This window comes from Bradyrhizobium sp. TM102 (assembly GCF_009176685.1).
Classification (GTDB): Bacteria; Pseudomonadota; Alphaproteobacteria; order Rhizobiales; family Xanthobacteraceae; genus Bradyrhizobium; species Bradyrhizobium ottawaense.
Window position 1 is genome coordinate 1,311,056 of record NZ_AP021855.1, and the last position, 15,424, is coordinate 1,326,479.

The following is a 15,424-nucleotide window of genomic DNA, read 5'->3' on the forward strand; positions in this document are numbered from 1 at the left end:
CGAGCGAAGAGCTCATTGTTCTCAGGCCAACGCCCGTCGAACATAGGTCTGGAAGATCGCCAGCTAGACGTTTGTTGGTTGGAGTTGCTACCTGAAATCATCGTCCAGTCGCAGAACGTGCGATTGATCTCAGTTCATGCGGGTCTCCAACAATGCGCGGGTTTGGAACGCCACATCACGAAGCCTGTTGTCCGTTCAGAAATGACCGTTGTGGTCGCACCCTCATGTTCTTGGAGCGCCAGATGAGCAAACGCAAACCGGCACCAGCGTCAAAGCGCGCCCGCAATCCGAAAATGGCCGCGCGGGCCCAACGGAACAAGCAGGCCATTGTTAGAAGCCCGAAAGAGGAATTTCTTCGCTCTGCTGCGGCAGCCTCGATTGAACCGCCTCCTAAGCTTCATGATGATCCTGGACACGAGGTTCCTGTCATTGAGCCTCGGGTGGATGCCTTGCCAGGTGACCTCAGTCAGAGAATGATCGGCAGCGATCCAATGAAAGGCTTCGCTTTAGCCACGGCAAACATGCAGGCGTACCAAGCAAAGCTTCTTGAGATAGCCCAGGCCAACGTGCAGTTCACTTTTGATTTCGGCCTGAGACTTGCGACGATCGGGTCACCAACTGAATTTTTCGCCGTCATTACCGAGTTTACAAGCAGACGGGCCGAGATGTTCGGGCAGCATTCGAAAGAATTGGCGGCATATCCGTTCTGGCGCATCAAGCCGGCCCCAGAGCTCGCGGCTCTGCCGGGACGATAACTGCAAGCCGTACCCGCTGCGGCAAAGGATGGACGCAAACGCGAATCACGCACGCGCCGATCACGGTTGCTTGCTTTCGGCTGGGGAGCGCGGCTCACAACAACCCTGAGCGGGCTCGGTGCCGCCAATCCGAGGGATCCGCGATCAGGAATGTAGGTTGACACGATGTCCACAACTGAAGCCGGTCTGCTGATCGTTTTGGCGGGACTTGTCGTTCTGATCCTCGGCAACATCGCGTTTCAGGTGACAGCGGAGCGAAAGAATCCGCCTATCGGTGTCTTTACCGATTGCGACGGAGTGCGCCTTCACTATATCGAACGGGGCGATGCCGCTGCGCCTTGCGTGGTCCTGTTTCACGGGAACGGCACCATGATTCAGGATCTCGTCCTGAGCGGTTTGGTCGACCGCCTGGCCCACGACTATCGCGTCGTTTGCTTCGACCGGCCAGGGTTTGGCTACAGCGACCGTCCGCGCACGCGCATCTGGACGCCTACGACGCAAGCTTCCTTGTTCGCGAAGGCTCTTGATCAGCTTGGAGTGCGCAATCCCGTGGTGCTCGGCCACTCCTGGGGAACGCTGGTGGCAATCGCGCTGGCGCTGCGAAGCGGTTATGCCGTGAGTGGGCTCGTGCTTGTGTCCGGCTACTATTTTCCAACCTCACGGATGGACTTTTGGCTCATGTCAGGTCCGGCACTGCCGCTGCTCGGGGATCTGATGCGCTACACGATCTCGCCGATCATATCGTGGGCTATTGCGCCGAAGCTGATGCGCACGCTGTTCGCGCCGCGTGCCATTCCGCCGAAATTCAAGAATGAATTTCCGATCTCGTTGGCTCTCCGGCCCAAGCAATTGAGGGCGGCCGCCGAGGAGAGCGCGTTCCTTATTCCTGCTGCCGCGCAATTGCAGCTTCAGTATCAGGGCATCCGGTGTCCCGTTAGGATCCTGCACGGAAAGGGTGACCGGCTCATCGAGGCCGACCAGTCGCGCCGCCTGCACGAGGCGTTGCCCCGCTCCTTGCTACATCTGGTCGAGGATGCCGGTCACATGGTTACCTATGCAGATTCGCCGGGAATAGCGGATGCCGTGGCTGCGCTGGCGCTCACCGCACCGCTGAGGACCGCATAGGGTTTCCTTTTGCAATGCGGGCGTCCGGAAGTGGCCAGTGGCTGACTTCAGCCCAGCGCGCGGGGGTCCGCTTCCCGAGTCAGACTGGACCGATGGGCCATGGTGGTCCGATGGTAGCTTTGACCCTGAAAGCGAAGTGACGCCGCTGGGCGCTGAGGTCAGCTCATGTTGGCACAGCGGACGGGATTTGCTCGGCCAGAGTTCTTCGCAGTTTGACCCAAACCGGTCATTTCCCTAGACAGGCTGCCTCGCCGGGGGAATGATGGAGCTCTAGGCGAACTGGGGCCGCCGTCATGGACCTGGGAGGTTGGCTACGGAGGCTTGGCCTCGAACAATATGAGGCGGCATTCCGCGAGAATGAGATCGACGATACGGTCCTGCCGAACCTGACGGCGGAGGACTTGAAGGACCTTGGTGTCGGAATTGTCGGGCATCGCCGCAAGCTGCTCGACGCCATCGCCGCCTTGCGTGCTGAAGCGGGCGCACGGGCGCCCCTATCCGACGCTTCTTCGGCAACCTGTAAAACCGCTAAGGACACCGCCGAGCGCCGCCAAGTCACCGTGATGTTCTCGGACCTAGTCGGTTCGACGTCGCTCTCCGCACGTATGGACCCAGAGGACCTGCGCGAGATCATTTCGGCGTATCAAACGTGCATCGCCGATACGGTACGCCGCTTCGGGGGCTTCGTTGCGAAGTATATGGGCGACGGCGTGCTGATCTATTTCGGCTACCCGCAGGCTCACGAGGACGACGCTGAGCGAGCCGTTCGCGCAGGATTGGAAGCGATTGGCGCGGTTGGTGCGCTCGAGTTTTCAGTTCCGCTGCAAACCCGCATCGGTATCGCGACGGGCCTGGTCGTCGTCGGCGACTTGATCGGCACGGGATCGGCACAGGAGCAGGCGATCGTCGGCGAGACCCCAAATCTTGCTGCACGGCTTCAGAGCGTCGCCAAAGCGAACGCGGTGGTCATAGCTGAGAGCACGCGGAGACTGCTCGGGAACCTGTTCGATTTGGCGGACCTCGGATTGCACGATCTCAAGGGCATCGATGCGCCGGCGCGAGCCTGGGCAGTGCTACAAGTGAGTTCGGTGGAAAGCCGTTTCGAGGCGTTCCACGGAAGTGGGCTGACCGAGCTAGTCGGACGGCAAGAAGAACTCGATCTGCTGCTACGGCGATGGCGGCGGGCGGCGAGCGGTGAAGGTCAGGTCGTACTGCTTGCTGGTGAGCCAGGTATCGGCAAGTCGCGATTGATAGCGGCGCTTCAGGAGCGCCTTCAAATCGAGCTGCACACCAGCCTTAGGTACTTTTGTTCACCGCAGCGCGTCGACAGTGCGTTCTATCCGATCGTTACACAGCTGGAGCGCGCTGCCGGATTTTTGCGCGAACATACGCCGGAGGAGCAGCTTGACAAATTGGCGGCGCTGTTAGCGCCGGCCTCACCTCCGCAAGAGGATCAGGCCTTGCTGGCTGAGCTGCTATCGATCCCGTTCAAAGGCCGTTTTCTGCCTTTCCAGTTAACGCCTAGGGGCAAAAAGGAAAAAACTTTCGAGGCGCTGCTTCGGCAGCTCCATGGTCTAGCGCTGCAACGACCGGTGTTGATGCTCTTTGAGGACGTGCACTGGATCGATCCCAGCTCGCGCGAACTGCTCGACCTTGTAGTCGAGCGGGTCCAGCATCTACCGGTGTTGCTGGTTATTACATTCCGTCCCGAGTTCGAGCGCATCTGGGCCGGGCAGGCGCACGTCACAATGCTGTCCCTCAGCCGGCTCGACCGGCGCGAGGGCGCTGCGTTGGTTCAGCAGCTCATCGGCGAAGGGACGCTAACGAGTGATGTCGTTTCGGAGATTGTCGCGCGCACGGATGGGGTGCCGCTATTTCTCGAGGAGCTGACGAAGGCGGTGCTGGAGGCAGATGACCGCGGCGCCAAAACCGCACTCTCGCGTGTTTCAGCGACGGCGCTTGCAATTCCGGCCACTCTGCACGCCTCGCTGATGGCGCGCCTTGATCGGCTCGGATCACCCGTGAAAGAGGTGGCGCAGGTGAGTGCTGCCATCGGTCGAGAGTTCTCCTACGAACTATTACAGGCCGTAGCGCAGCGGAACTCAGCTGAACTGGATAAAGCGCTCCATCAGCTGGTATCTGCCGAATTGATTTTCCGGCGCGGAATGCCACCAGACGCGGAATACAGCTTTAAGCACGCCTTAGTGCAGGATGCGGCCTATAGCACATTGCTGCGCGGAGCCCGTCACAAGCTGCATGCACGGATTGGCAAAGCGCTCGAACAGCTCTTTCCTGAGCTTGGCAGCATCGAACCCGAGCTGCTGGCGCACCATTTCACGGAGGCCGGAGAGGCAGAGATCGCGATTTCATATTGGTTGAAGGCCGGGCGGCGTGCGGCGGGGCGCTCCGCCGACGAGGAGGCCGTGCGTCATCTCAGACGGGGCCTGGAGATGTTAATGATGCTGCCGCATTCGACACAGAAGGATCAGCAGGAACTCGAATTCCAGCTCGCCTTGGGCACGCCCTTGGCGGCTCAGCATGGCTATGGCAACCCACTCGTGGGGGCTGCACGCGATCGCGCGATCGCCTTGTGTGAAAAGTTGGGCGACACGGAGCACCTGTTGCCGAGCCTCTACGGGCAGTATGCCTATTGCATAGCGAGCGGCAGGATCCCGAAGGCACTTGAGTATTCGCAGCGCTGCCAATCGCTGGCCGCGCACACCGGTGACCGCGCGGCGCGACTGATCGCGCACCGCGCCATGGGCGCGTCGCTGCTTGAAATGGGCGAGTTCGAGGCCGCGAAAGCACAGCTGGAACAGATCCTTGCAATCGACAGGATCGAAATGGACCAAGCTCTTTCGGTGCTTTACCTCGCGGATCCGCACTCGTCAGGCCTTGCCTATCTGGCACTGAGCCTATGGGCCTTGGGATACCCCGACCAGGCAGTCGCAGCACGCCAGAAGGCAATTAAACATGCCCTTGACGCAAACCACGCGAATACGAGCGGTATCGTTGGCATCTATGCTGGCGCACAGTTGTCCGTGTTGCTCGGCAAGATGGCCGACGTCAAGAACTACGTTGAAAACCTGAACGCACAACTTGGATCGCGCGTGCCGCTCTGGGCCATTAGTTGCGGTCAAATACTGAGCGGTTGGGCAATCGGGTGTGCAGAGCGGCTGGAAGACGGCATTGCTCTAATGAAACACGGAATACATGCCGCCGAACAACAGGTTCGGTTTCATTCTCCGCACTACCATTCACTCCTTGCGGTCCTGCAAGCACGCGCAGGAGATATGCAGGGTAGCCTGAGCGCGATCAGAAAAGCCACCGAGCTGATAGCCGACACAGGCGAATATCTCTGGCAGGCCGACGTGCTCAGAATTGAAGGCGAACTCCGATTGCTTTTCGGAGCATCCATGGAAGCGGAAGCAATCCTTGTTCAAGCTCTCGAACTCGCCCGCAAGCAGCGGGGAAGATCGTTCGAGCTGCGCGTCGCTATGAGCATGGCGCGGCTCTGGCGCGATCGAGGCAAGCGAAACGAGGCTCGCGAACTGCTCGCGCCGATCTACGACTGGTTCACCGAAGGCTTCGATACCCGCGATTTGAAGGAAGCGAAGGCCCTGCTCGAGGAACTCACGTGAAAGGCGAAGACCTGCGACTTCCGGTGATGGCCCATCGGCGAAGTTGCGCCTCGGCGGTCGGTAGTCCGCTCGTTGAGCCAGAGCGGACCAGATTTGCTCAACCTGAGTTCTTCGCGTTTTGACCCTAAGCGGACCTGCGCCCATACCGCCTAATCGATCCCCTGCAAGTGCAACAACCATCGAGACGTGATACTCTGCGTCCCGTCGTCCTCAATCTGCGATGAGGATTGAATGAAGCGGCGAGAGTTCCTGGCGGGCACTGGGGCGCTGCTCGTTCAGCCGGGACATTTGCACGCGCAAGGGAAGCCTCGGCGGATGGGTTTCCTTGGCCTCTGGGCGGATGATCCGACTCGCGACCCCATTCACGCCGCATGGCTCAGCGGGTTGCGGGAGAAGGGTTGGATCGAGGGCAAGAACCTGCTTGTAGAATATCGTTACGCCCCGGATCGTTTGCCAGCTTTAGCCGCCGAGCTGGTCGGCTTAACTCCCGATGTGCTCGTCGCCCCTGGGCCGCTGGCAGTGCAAGTCCTGAAATCAGTAACCTCCACCATTCCGATTGTTTTCGTGGCTGTCGCCGATCCCCTGGGGCTGGGCCTCGTGCAAAGCCTTGCGCGACCAGGCGGCAACATCACGGGTGTTGCGACCATGGTTCCCGATGACTTCGGCGCGAAACGCCTCGAAATCCTCCGCGAGCTCGTCCCCAGTGCCTCGAAAATTGCTATCTTGATCAACCCGAACAACCCGATGCACAGACTTAACTTCGGAGAATTTTTGGCTCGCACCGCCCAGAGGCTCGGTGTCACTTTGCTGACAGTTGAGGCTACGGCGCCCGACGAACTTGACGTTGGATTTGCGTCGGCCGCCGCCCAACATGCCGACGCCGTGCTGGATATGGGTGACAGTCTGACCTTTTTCCAAGCTCCCCGAGTGGTCGCGCTCGCCGCGAAGTATCATCTGCCGACAAGCTACTTGTTCCGACGATGCGCCGACCTCGGGGGGTTGATCGTCTACGGCCCCGACTTTGTCGATCTGTACCGCCGTGCAACCGGATATGTCGATAAAATCCTCAGAGGCGCCAAGCCCGCCGATCTGCCGGTAGAACAGCCGACAAAATTCGCGCTGGTGATCAACTTGAAGACGGCAAAGGCGCTCGGCCTCACCGTGCCGCCCTCGTTGCTCGTTCGCGCCGACCACGTCATCGAATAGAGATGCCGTTCGCTGCGGTGCATGAGTCTGCTCCTGGCCCTTTTCGTCCGCGTTCGACGCTTGGCTCGACGTCAGCTCTCAGGGGCATGGCGGACTAGATTTGCTCATACCAAGTTCTTCGCAGTTTGGTGCGCATGGGTCTGCGTCTAGCTCAAAATTTCCGGGAACCATTTCCGTTCCGACCCATCCAACGGGAGCGCCGCAATCACCGGCAGCGCCTCCGGACGGCAACGCGCGCACGGCGGCAGTTGCGCGGGATGTTGGCTGCAATGCCTCAGGAAACCGATGTAAGGAGGTACCCATGGCAAGGCCTCGTTCGACTTCCATCAGCAGACGAAGTGTGGTCGCAGGACTGGCGCTGACAGCCGCCCCCGTCGCTTTGGCTGGAGCCAATCAAGCGCGTGCGCAGGCCCAGCAAACCACTCCGGATCAAAGCCTGTATGAACGACTTGGCGGCGTCTTCGCCATTGCAGCGGTCGTGGATCACTTCAGCGACGCTGTCGTAAAGAACGCCGTCGTCGGTCAGAAGTCAAAAAATCCGCAGTTGAGGGAATGGCACACCAAAAATCTGAAACGCTTGCCTGGTCTCAAGTTCATGCGAACACTTTGGGTCTGTGACGTTTCGGGTGGGCCGTTCCAGTTCAAGGCCACCAGGCCGGGGACGACGCCCCTTGGCCTTGAGGAGGCGCACCGGGCCTTGCGGATCTCCCCGGCGGAATTCGACGAGGTCGCTGCTGAACTCGGGCGGACACTTGACTTCGCCAAGGTCCCGAAGCGCGAGAAGACCGAAGTGCTGGCTGCGTTCGCCAGCCACAAAGATGAGGTCACCGCCGGTTACGTATCGAGAGCCAAGCGCGGTTGAAGCATCCCGTGGTGCCGAACGACGAATTGCGACCTCACGCGTAGGCCACCCAGCCGCGGAAGGCGAAGCCGGTGTAGAACAGCGTGGGATCGGTGAAGCCGGCCTCGAGCAGGATCACCTCATCCTGTGCGGGTGCGAGAATCTCCAGATGGTTGGTGACGGCGTTCCGCGCGGCTGCCGCCTGCTCGGGCTCGACGCCGGACGCAGCCAGGAACGCGGAGTAGCGCGACAGCCACAGCGGGCGCTCCTGCTCGCCGTCGGGCGCGCTCAGATGCGCGACCACGAACGGTGCGCGCGGCTTGAGCCGGCGGCGGACCTCCGAGGCGATGCGGCGCCGCTCGGCGACATCGACGAAGTGCAGGGTCAGCAGGCAGGTGGCACCGTCGAACGGTCCCTCCGGCGCATCGTCGACATAGCCTTGATGAAGGCGTGCACGTGGTGCCAGCGATCCCAGGGTTTGCCCGGCCAGCGCCAGCATCGCCGCGGACGGATCGACGCCGTCGAAGCGCCAACCGGGATGCGCTTGCGCAAACGCTTTGAGCTCCAGGCCGCCACCCGCGCCGAGGACGAGCACCTGCCCATCGCTGGGGACGCTTTCGGCGAGCAGAATCGCCGTCATGGACTGCATGGCGTCATAGCCCGGCACGAAGCGCCGCGGCCCCTCGGTGTATCTCGCCACGAATTGCGGATCGGAGAATGCGGCTTGAATGTCGGTCATGATGTTGTCCCCGTGAATGGAGCCGTTCAGGCGCGATGCGCGCTGATGTCGTGGATCTTTCGAGACCCGATCCGCTTGCGCAGGTCCTCGCCCAGCATCGCCAGCGTCACCTCGCCGAGCCGCGCCAGCAGCAGCGCCTCGGCATCGTCAAAGGCCTGATCGAGCGCGGCATTGACGGCCTGCTCGACCAGACAGCCGGGCGCCTCCGTCCGGTTGCCCATCGCCAGAAGCGGGGGATTGCCGAGCGCGGCATAGACGTCGCGCAGCGTCACCTTCGACAGGTCGCAGGCGATGGTCCAGCCGCCGCCATGCCCCTTCTCGGAGCGCACGTAACCGATCTCCCGCAGGCCCGCCATGATGCGGCGGATCACCACCGGGTTGGTGTCCATGGCCTTCGCCAGGGTTTCGGATGTGAAGGGACCGGGCTGCTGGGCCATGTGGAGGAGAACGTGCAACACGCCGGAAAGGCGGGAACCTCGTTTCATGTAACTTTATATGTTACGTGATGACGAAAAGGTCAAGCGACTTTGCTGACGCCGACGCACGTAGCTCTCCGATGATCCCGCCATGCCCCTGTTTTGCTCGACGGAGCAACCTGTCCTTGCTCCGCACATCGAGCGTTTGCACGTCTCCTAAGCCATTGATCCCGCTCATGCCGTCTACTGTGCATGGGGTTGTTTTCGACATTTTTGTTCTGGCAGTCCCAAACAACCGAGGTCGCCATGCCGATTTGTCACGGTGACGCCCCTGCGTGCGAGGAGCACCATCTGGCCCGGGCGAGCGTATGGAATTTTCGTCCTGTCCCTCGCGCGGCGCCGTTTTTCATCAGTCCATTTTTGGGAGGCGCATCATGCACGTCTATAATGTGGTCAGGTTCAAGGTGAAGCCGGGTGAGGAAGCCGCCTTCCTCGACGCGCACCGGAACGGCAAGGCGAAATGGCCTGGCCTGGAGCACGGCGTCATCATCAAGACCGGCGAGCGGACCTTCTGCCTGATCGGCACCTGGGCCAGCCAGGAGGCAATGGTCGCGGCACGATCGGCCATGATCAAGACCCTCGACAGTTTCAGGTCGGTGCTCGAAGACCAGGGCAACGGACGCGGTGTGACTGATGCCGTGTCAGGGGCAGTGGTGCTCGCGCTGTAGCAGGCGAGCGGCGCCCGCTACTTCATCACCCGCAGACCCTTGGTCGTGAAGCGCTGCGTCTTCTCGCCCGGCCGGACCGGGCGCCGCGTGCCGGCGGCCTTGCCGGTGCCGGGCGGCTGGTGCGCGGGGACGAGCTGGTGCGGCTGCGAGCCGATCAGATCGCGGCGGCCCATCTCGATCAAGGCCTCGCGCAGCACCGGCCAATTGTCGGGATCGTGGTAGCGCAGGAAGGCCTTGTGCAGGCGGCGCTGGCGCAGGCCCTTGATCGCCTCGACCTTGTCGCTGCCGCCGTGGCGGACGCCGCGCAGCGGGTTGACGCCGGTGTGGTACATCGCGGTCGCGGTCGCCATCGGCGAGGGCAGGAAGGTCTGCACCTGATCGGCGCGATAGCGGTTCTTCTTGAGCCACAGCGCGAGGTTCATCATGTCCTCGTCGGTCGTGCCCGGATGCGCCGCGATGAAATAGGGGATCAGGTAATATTTCTTGCCGGCCTGCTCGGCCGCGGCGTCGAACATGCGCTTGAACTTGTTGTAGGCGCCGATCCCCGGCTTCATCATCTTGTCGAGCGGACCGCGCTCGGTATGCTCAGGGGCGATCTTCAAGTATCCGCCGACGTGATGGGTAACGAGCTCCTTGATGTATTCGGGGCTCTCGACCGCGAGGTCGTAGCGCACGCCGGAGGCGACCATGACTTTCTTGATGCCCTTGGTCTCGCGCACCTTGCGATAGAGCCGGATCAAATCGTCATGCGAGGTGTTGAGGTTCGGGCAGATCTCGGGGAAGACGCAGGACGGCCGCCGGCATGCCGCTTCGACCTTCGGGTCCTTGCAGGCCATCCGGTACATGTTGGCGGTGGGGCCGCCGATGTCGGAGATCACGCCGGTGAAGCCCGGCGTCTTGTCGCGGATCTTTTCGATCTCGCGCAGGATCGAGCCTTCCGAGCGGTTCTGGATGATGCGGCCTTCGTGCTCGGTGATGGAGCAGAAGGTGCAGCCGCCAAAGCAGCCGCGCATGATCGTCACCGAGAACTTGATCATGTCCCAGGCGGGGATTTTTGCTTCGCCGTAGGACGGATGCGGCGCGCGCGCGTAGGGGAGGTCGTAGACCGCGTCCATCTCTTCGCTGGTCAGCGGGATCGGCGGCGGGTTGAGCCAGAGGTCGCGATCGCCGTGACGCTGCACCAGCGGCCGCGCATTGCCGGGATTGCTCTCCCGGTGCAGCACGCGCGATGCGCGGGCATAGGCTTCCTTGTCCTGTTCGACCTGCTCGAGCGCCGGCAGCCGGATCACGGTCGCACCCTTCTGGCGCGTCGCGCCCTCGTCGGCGGAATCGAGATCGTCGGCGTGCAGCTCGGTGTAGTCCTCGGGCACCTTGCGGAACAGCGCGACGCCCCTGATGTCGTCGAGCGCGCGCGGCGCTTCGCCCGCGGCGAGCCGCTGCGCCACCTCGACCACCGCACGCTCGGCATTGCCGTAGAGGAGCAGGTCCGCCTTGGCGTCGGCCAGCACCGAGCGACGCACCTTGTCCGACCAGTAATCGTAATGCGCGATCCGGCGCAGCGAGGCCTCGATGCCGCCGAGCACGATCGGCACGTCCTTGAACGCCTCGCGGCAGCGTTGCGCATAGACGACCGTGCAGCGGTCCGGCCGCTTGCCGCCTTCGCCGCCCGCCGTATAGGCGTCGTCGCTGCGCAGGCGGCGGTCCGCGGTGTAGCGGTTCACCATGGAATCCATGTTGCCGCCGGTGACGCCGAAGAACACTTTTGGCTTGCCTAATGCCCTGAACGGCTCGGCCGAATGCCAGTCGGGCTGCGAGATGATGCCGACCCGGAAGCCTTGCGCCTCCAGCAGCCGGCCGATGATGGCCATGCCGAAGCTCGGATGGTCGACATAGGCGTCCCCGGTCACCAGCACGATGTCGCAGGCGTCCCAGCCGAGCGCATCCATCTCGGCGCGGCTCATCGGGAGGAACGGTGCAGGCTTGCGCGGCTGCGCCCGGGCCATCAGCGGCTTTACGGCGGTGATCATCTGGGTGTCCATGGCGCCTACGCATAGGACTCCACGCTCCTGAATACAACCGACGGACGCGTGAAAGATCGAGGTTCCCGGGCCGCAGTCCGGCGCGTTAACGGGTCACGAGCGCGCGCCGCTTCGTCCTCTCCCAGCGTGACCCGCGTCAGCCATGGGGGTGTGACGCCCTCCACATACCGACCGGTGCCGTCGCGTCATGCTCTCTCCAGTCTTGAAGGAGAGCCCCATGTTTCTGGTCGATGCGCTGCTGATCCTGGCGATGTTGTTCTTCCTCTTTCTGCCGATCACCGATCGCCGGACGGTGCGGATGAGGCTCTGCATGCTGTGCGCGCTGCTGGCGGTGTTCTCGGTCTCGCTCAGCCGCACCCCTGTCGTGCCGGTGCTGCTCGCGAGCATCGCCGCGCCTCCCGGAATGCTGCGCGTGCCGCATATGCATGCCAGTGAGCCGTCGTCGGGGTTCTCACCGCGGCCGTCATCGGATATCCGATTGATCCATGGGCAAGGAAACGGGCAAGGAAACCTCTGACGGCGGTCATGATGCGGTGACCGGCGTATCGCCGTCCACGAATGTCTGGCTCGGCGTGATTGCGCTGGTCGGCTTCATCCTGGTGGCGACCGCGCAGGCCTCCAATCAGATTCTGGCGCGCGGACTGGCCGGCTCCGTCCCGCCCTTCGCGCTCGCCTTCTTCCGCTGGAGCATCGTCGCAATCGGGCTCGCGCCGATCGCGCTCAAGGAGATTCTCGATGGCCGCGTGCCGCTGGCCGGGAACATCTGGTCGATCCTCGCCGCCGGCTTCATGGGCATGTTCCTGTGCGGCGGTCCGGTCTACGCCGCGGGCGTCTCGACGACGGCGATCCACATCGCGCTGATCATGGCGCTGTCGCCGATCACGGTGCTGCTGATCTCGGCCCTGCGCGGCATGGAGCATGTCGGCCCCTTGCAATGGCTCGGCACGGCGCTGGCGCTCGCCGGCGCGCTGCTCATCATCTCCGGCGGCCATCCCCAGACACTGATCGAACTTCAGACTGCAGCGGGCGACGGCCTCGTCGTGATCGCGATGCTCGGTTGGTCCGGCTACACGCTGCTGCAATCGCGCGCCGCGCCAAAGGCGTCGCTGCTGGCACGCATCAGCCTGTTCTCGGGCGCCGGCGCCCTGTTCTCGCTGCCGCTCGCGGCCATGGAGATGTGGGCGACGCCGGGGGTGGTCTTCAGCACCAAGGCGCTGTCGGCCTATGTCTTCGCCGGGATCGTTCCCGGCCTGCTCGCCTATGCCGGCTTTGCCTGGCTCGGCGGCAAGTTCGGCTCGGTGCGGACCTCGCTCGTGCTCTATCTCGGGCCGATCGCCAGCGCGCTGCTGTCTTTCGCCATCCTCGGCGAACCGCCGCAGCTGATCCATCTTCTCGGCGGTTTGCTGATTTTGGGTGGCGTCTGGGCCAGTTTGCGCCGCTAGTTCCATCCGCATGCGTCCGGGTTCACCCGCAGGAACCATCCGCCTTCGCGAACATTCTGATGGAGGGTTGCCGCGAGCCCGCCTCGCGCGCGCTCGCCTCTGGCGATGGGGGGAGCTGTGAGTACAGTCATAGAGAACCTGCTGTTGCGAAAGCAGAAGCTCGTGGAGCAGCTCGAAAAGGTGCCATCGGTCGAGGACCGCGACAGGATCGAGCACCAGCTCGAGCAGATCAATACCGCGCTGGATTTTCTGGACAGGCCGGGACCGAGGGAAGGGCGCTAGAAGCGCTCATTCCACCTTCAGCGAGTCCACCTTCAACGCCCTGGCGTAGACCACGCCCGAATTGGTGATATGCGTGGTCATCAATTCTTCGAAGGCGGCGAACTCGCTGCGCGCGAACAAATCGAGCAGCCTGCGATGCTCGTCGAACGACGTGCGGGTCCGCACGTCGATCGGTGAGGTCAGATTGGTGCGGAGCGCCGCGACGCGGCCGGAGACCAGCTGATAGGATTCGGCGAGGTAGCGATTGCCGCAATGAGTGAACAGCGCCTCGTGAAATGCTGCATCGGCGCGGCCATAGGCGATGTTGTCCTTTGCCGCGACCGCCGGCTCCATCGCCGCGATCGCCTCGCTCATTGCGGCGATTGCACCGTCGCGATCGCAACGATAGGCGAGCTCGGCGGCCTTGGGTTCGAGTGCGATCCGGAAGGTGCAGAGCGCGTTGATGTCGTCCGCGCTCGGCGTGAAGACAAAGCTGCCGACCTGCGGGCGGATCACCACGAGGCCCTGCGCCTGCAGCTGGCCCATCGCCTCGCGCACCGGCGTGCGGCTGACGCCGAAGGAATTGGCCACCATCTCCTCGGAGATGGCAGCGCCGAGCGCGAACTCGCCGTCGATAATTGCCTGCCGCAGCCGCTGCATCACCCGCTGCGACAGCGATTTCGGCGTATCGAGCTTGAGCGAGCGCATTTGCGTTTCTCAGACCACCTTGCCGGGATTGAGCAGATGATCGGGATCGAGCGCCGCTTTCAGCGTCCGCATCAGCGCGATCTCGGCCTCGCTCCTGGCATGGCCCAGCCATTTCTTCTTCAGCGTGCCGATGCCGTGCTCGGCCGAGATGCTGCCGCCCATCTCGCGAACGAGACCGTAGATGATCGTGTCCATCTCTTCCTTCGGCTGCTGCTCGACGGAGAGGCCGGTGACCCAGGAGACCAGGTGCAGATTGCCGTCGCCGATATGGCCGTAATAGACGCTCTCACATCCCTCGATGCCGGAAGCGAGCGCCGCCTTGCAGCGCGTGACGAACTCGTCCATTCGCGCCACCGCAAGGCCGATGTCGTAGGAGATGTGCGGGCCCAGCACCTGGCCGAATTCGGCGCAGATGTCGCGCGCGCGCCAGAAGCTCTGCGTCTGCGCCAGCGATTGCGCCACCGCGGCATCGGCCAGCAGCCCGCGCTCCATCAGCTCTTCGAGCCAGGCCTGGAAGCGCGGCGCGTCCAGGCTCTCGTTGGTGCCTTGCGCCTCGACCAGCACGTAGAGGCCGTGACCTGCGGCGATCGGCGGCTTCACGCCGGCGCGAGTCGTGATCACGTCCCAATAGTCCGGCCACATCACCTCGAACGCCGACAGCAGCGGCCCGAGCCCGCTGCGCGCCGCATCGAGCAGCGCGATCACCGCCGCATAGTCCGTCAGCGCGCAGAGCGCGGCCATGGTCGAGCGCGGCTTCGGGAACAGCCGCAGCACAACGCGGGTGATGATGCCGAGCGTGCCTTCCGAGCCGATGAACAGATGCTTCAGATCGTAGCCGGCATTGTTCTTCATCAGCTTGTTGAGGCCAGTGATGATGGTGCCGTCGGGCAGCACGACTTCGAGACCGAGCACAAGCTCGCGCGTCATGCCGTAGCGGATCACGCGGTTGCCGCCGGCATTGGTCGAGAGATTGCCGCCGATGGCGCAGGAGCCGCGCGAGCCGAGGTCGAGCGGAAAGAAGAAGCCGGCTTCGTCCGCCGCCTTCTGGATCGTCTCCAGCGGCGTGCCCGCCTTCACCGTCATCGTGGCGGAAGCGCGGTCGATCTCCTCGATGCCGCTCATGCGCTCGAGCGAGATCGCGACCCAGCCGGCTTCGGGCGAGGCGCCGCGGCACAGCCCGGTCAGTCCGCCCTGCGGCACGAACGGCAGCTGCGCCTGCCGGCAGGTCGCAATCGCATCGGCCACGCCTTGCGCATCGACGGGACGGATCACCGCAAGCGGCGTCTGCGGCAGACTCGCGCTCCAGTCGTTGCAGTTGCGCGCCGGCACGTCGGTGCCGATCAGGACGCCGGCTGCGCCAAGCTTGTCGCGAAGTGCGCCGAGCAATTGGTCGGGCCGCTTCACCGGGGTCACCATGTTCATGCGAGACCTCCCTAAATCTGGCTGCGCCCATGCGCGCCGTGACGGGGGAAAATATTTGCGTCTTTCTTGTATGTAAGGTACAAGACAGAAAGTAAAGCAAA

The 15,424-nt window shown here is 63.0% G+C and carries 14 protein-coding genes; 9 read left to right on the forward strand and 5 right to left on the reverse strand.

The window, feature by feature from the left end; translation table 11 throughout:
* The first annotated feature begins 242 nt into the window (after positions 1-242).
* The 5 genes from GDN70_RS06140 (at position 243) to GDN70_RS06160 (ending at position 7,589) form a co-directional block, all read left to right on the forward strand.
* Positions 243-755 carry a phasin family protein gene (locus GDN70_RS06140; RefSeq protein ID WP_038972264.1) on the forward strand — a complete coding sequence of 171 codons (513 nt, stop codon included), beginning with the start codon at positions 243-245 and terminating at the stop codon, positions 753-755.
* A gap of 165 nt (positions 756-920) precedes the next feature.
* Positions 921-1,880 (forward strand): alpha/beta fold hydrolase, encoded by a 960-nt coding sequence (locus GDN70_RS06145; protein ID WP_152102286.1) that lies wholly within the window; start codon positions 921-923, stop codon positions 1,878-1,880.
* A 293-nt stretch (positions 1,881-2,173) separates the two neighbouring features.
* Complete coding sequence (locus GDN70_RS06150) at positions 2,174-5,521, forward strand: adenylate/guanylate cyclase domain-containing protein (protein ID WP_152102287.1); 3,348 nt, start codon at positions 2,174-2,176, stop codon at positions 5,519-5,521.
* 315 nt (positions 5,522-5,836) lie between these two features.
* A complete protein-coding gene (locus GDN70_RS06155; protein WP_244439211.1) occupies positions 5,837-6,727 on the forward strand; it encodes an ABC transporter substrate-binding protein in 891 nt (296 codons plus the stop codon).
* 301 nt (positions 6,728-7,028) lie between these two features.
* Positions 7,029-7,589 carry a group 1 truncated hemoglobin gene (locus tag GDN70_RS06160; RefSeq protein WP_038947372.1) on the forward strand — a complete coding sequence of 187 codons (561 nt, stop codon included), beginning with the start codon at positions 7,029-7,031 and terminating at the stop codon, positions 7,587-7,589.
* A 34-nt stretch (positions 7,590-7,623) separates the two neighbouring features.
* On the opposite strand, the gene GDN70_RS06165 is transcribed toward GDN70_RS06160, so the two are convergent.
* Both GDN70_RS06165 and GDN70_RS06170 read right to left on the reverse strand, forming a co-directional pair.
* A complete protein-coding gene (locus tag GDN70_RS06165; protein ID WP_028140799.1) occupies positions 7,624-8,307 on the reverse strand; it encodes a class I SAM-dependent methyltransferase in 684 nt (227 codons plus the stop codon).
* A 26-nt stretch (positions 8,308-8,333) separates the two neighbouring features.
* Positions 8,334-8,792, reverse strand: coding sequence for an Rrf2 family transcriptional regulator (locus GDN70_RS06170; protein WP_028140798.1), 459 nt, complete (start codon positions 8,790-8,792; stop codon positions 8,334-8,336).
* A 365-nt stretch (positions 8,793-9,157) separates the two neighbouring features.
* Here GDN70_RS06170 and GDN70_RS06175 point away from each other — a divergent pair, with 365 nt between their 5' ends.
* The gene (locus GDN70_RS06175) at positions 9,158-9,451 is read left to right on the forward strand and encodes a hypothetical protein (RefSeq protein ID WP_028140797.1); all 294 of its coding nucleotides are present in this window, start codon (positions 9,158-9,160) and stop codon (positions 9,449-9,451) included.
* A gap of 17 nt (positions 9,452-9,468) precedes the next feature.
* On the opposite strand, the gene GDN70_RS06180 is transcribed toward GDN70_RS06175, so the two are convergent.
* Complete coding sequence (locus GDN70_RS06180) at positions 9,469-11,490, reverse strand: YgiQ family radical SAM protein (RefSeq protein WP_028140796.1); 2,022 nt, start codon at positions 11,488-11,490, stop codon at positions 9,469-9,471.
* 217 nt (positions 11,491-11,707) lie between these two features.
* On the opposite strand from GDN70_RS06180, the gene GDN70_RS06185 reads away from it, so the two are divergent.
* The 3 genes from GDN70_RS06185 to GDN70_RS34865 all read left to right on the forward strand — a co-directional run bounded on the left by GDN70_RS06185 (position 11,708) and on the right by GDN70_RS34865 (position 13,214).
* Positions 11,708-12,007, forward strand: a complete 300-nt coding sequence (locus GDN70_RS06185; RefSeq protein ID WP_028140795.1) for a hypothetical protein — start codon at positions 11,708-11,710, stop codon at positions 12,005-12,007.
* Positions 11,976-12,932 carry a DMT family transporter gene (locus GDN70_RS06190; RefSeq protein ID WP_028140794.1) on the forward strand — a complete coding sequence of 319 codons (957 nt, stop codon included), beginning with the start codon at positions 11,976-11,978 and terminating at the stop codon, positions 12,930-12,932. The genes GDN70_RS06185 and GDN70_RS06190 overlap by 32 nt, the downstream gene beginning before the upstream one ends.
* Positions 12,933-13,049: 117 nt before the next feature.
* Positions 13,050-13,214, forward strand: coding sequence for a hypothetical protein (locus GDN70_RS34865; RefSeq protein ID WP_162832268.1), 165 nt, complete (start codon positions 13,050-13,052; stop codon positions 13,212-13,214).
* 6 nt (positions 13,215-13,220) lie between these two features.
* Here the strand turns inward: GDN70_RS34865 and GDN70_RS06195 are convergent, their stop codons facing one another.
* Entirely contained in the window at positions 13,221-13,901 is a 681-nt protein-coding gene (locus GDN70_RS06195) for a GntR family transcriptional regulator (protein ID WP_028140793.1), read from the reverse strand.
* 9 nt (positions 13,902-13,910) lie between these two features.
* A complete protein-coding gene (locus GDN70_RS06200; protein WP_152102288.1) occupies positions 13,911-15,323 on the reverse strand; it encodes an FAD-binding oxidoreductase in 1,413 nt (470 codons plus the stop codon).
* Positions 15,324-15,424 lie beyond the last annotated feature (101 nt).

What these genes read in the sequence shown, in the direction of transcription:
- GDN70_RS06140 (WP_038972264.1), top strand. Translation starts at nt 243, where the DNA reads ATGAGCAAACGCAAACCGGCACCAGCGTCAAAGCGCGCCCGCAATCCG.
- GDN70_RS06145 (WP_152102286.1), top strand. Translation starts at nt 921, where the DNA reads ATGTCCACAACTGAAGCCGGTCTGCTGATCGTTTTGGCGGGACTTGTC.
- GDN70_RS06150 (WP_152102287.1), top strand. Translation starts at nt 2,174, where the DNA reads ATGGACCTGGGAGGTTGGCTACGGAGGCTTGGCCTCGAACAATATGAG.
- GDN70_RS06155 (WP_244439211.1), top strand. Translation starts at nt 5,837, where the DNA reads ATGGGTTTCCTTGGCCTCTGGGCGGATGATCCGACTCGCGACCCCATT.
- GDN70_RS06160 (WP_038947372.1), top strand. Translation starts at nt 7,029, where the DNA reads ATGGCAAGGCCTCGTTCGACTTCCATCAGCAGACGAAGTGTGGTCGCA.
- GDN70_RS06165 (WP_028140799.1), bottom strand. Translation starts at nt 8,307, where the DNA reads ATGACCGACATTCAAGCCGCATTCTCCGATCCGCAATTCGTGGCGAGA.
- GDN70_RS06170 (WP_028140798.1), bottom strand. Translation starts at nt 8,792, where the DNA reads ATGAAACGAGGTTCCCGCCTTTCCGGCGTGTTGCACGTTCTCCTCCAC.
- GDN70_RS06175 (WP_028140797.1), top strand. Translation starts at nt 9,158, where the DNA reads ATGCACGTCTATAATGTGGTCAGGTTCAAGGTGAAGCCGGGTGAGGAA.
- GDN70_RS06180 (WP_028140796.1), bottom strand. Translation starts at nt 11,490, where the DNA reads ATGGACACCCAGATGATCACCGCCGTAAAGCCGCTGATGGCCCGGGCG.
- GDN70_RS06185 (WP_028140795.1), top strand. Translation starts at nt 11,708, where the DNA reads ATGTTTCTGGTCGATGCGCTGCTGATCCTGGCGATGTTGTTCTTCCTC.
- GDN70_RS06190 (WP_028140794.1), top strand. Translation starts at nt 11,976, where the DNA reads ATGGGCAAGGAAACGGGCAAGGAAACCTCTGACGGCGGTCATGATGCG.
- GDN70_RS06195 (WP_028140793.1), bottom strand. Translation starts at nt 13,901, where the DNA reads ATGCGCTCGCTCAAGCTCGATACGCCGAAATCGCTGTCGCAGCGGGTG.
- GDN70_RS06200 (WP_152102288.1), bottom strand. Translation starts at nt 15,323, where the DNA reads ATGAACATGGTGACCCCGGTGAAGCGGCCCGACCAATTGCTCGGCGCA.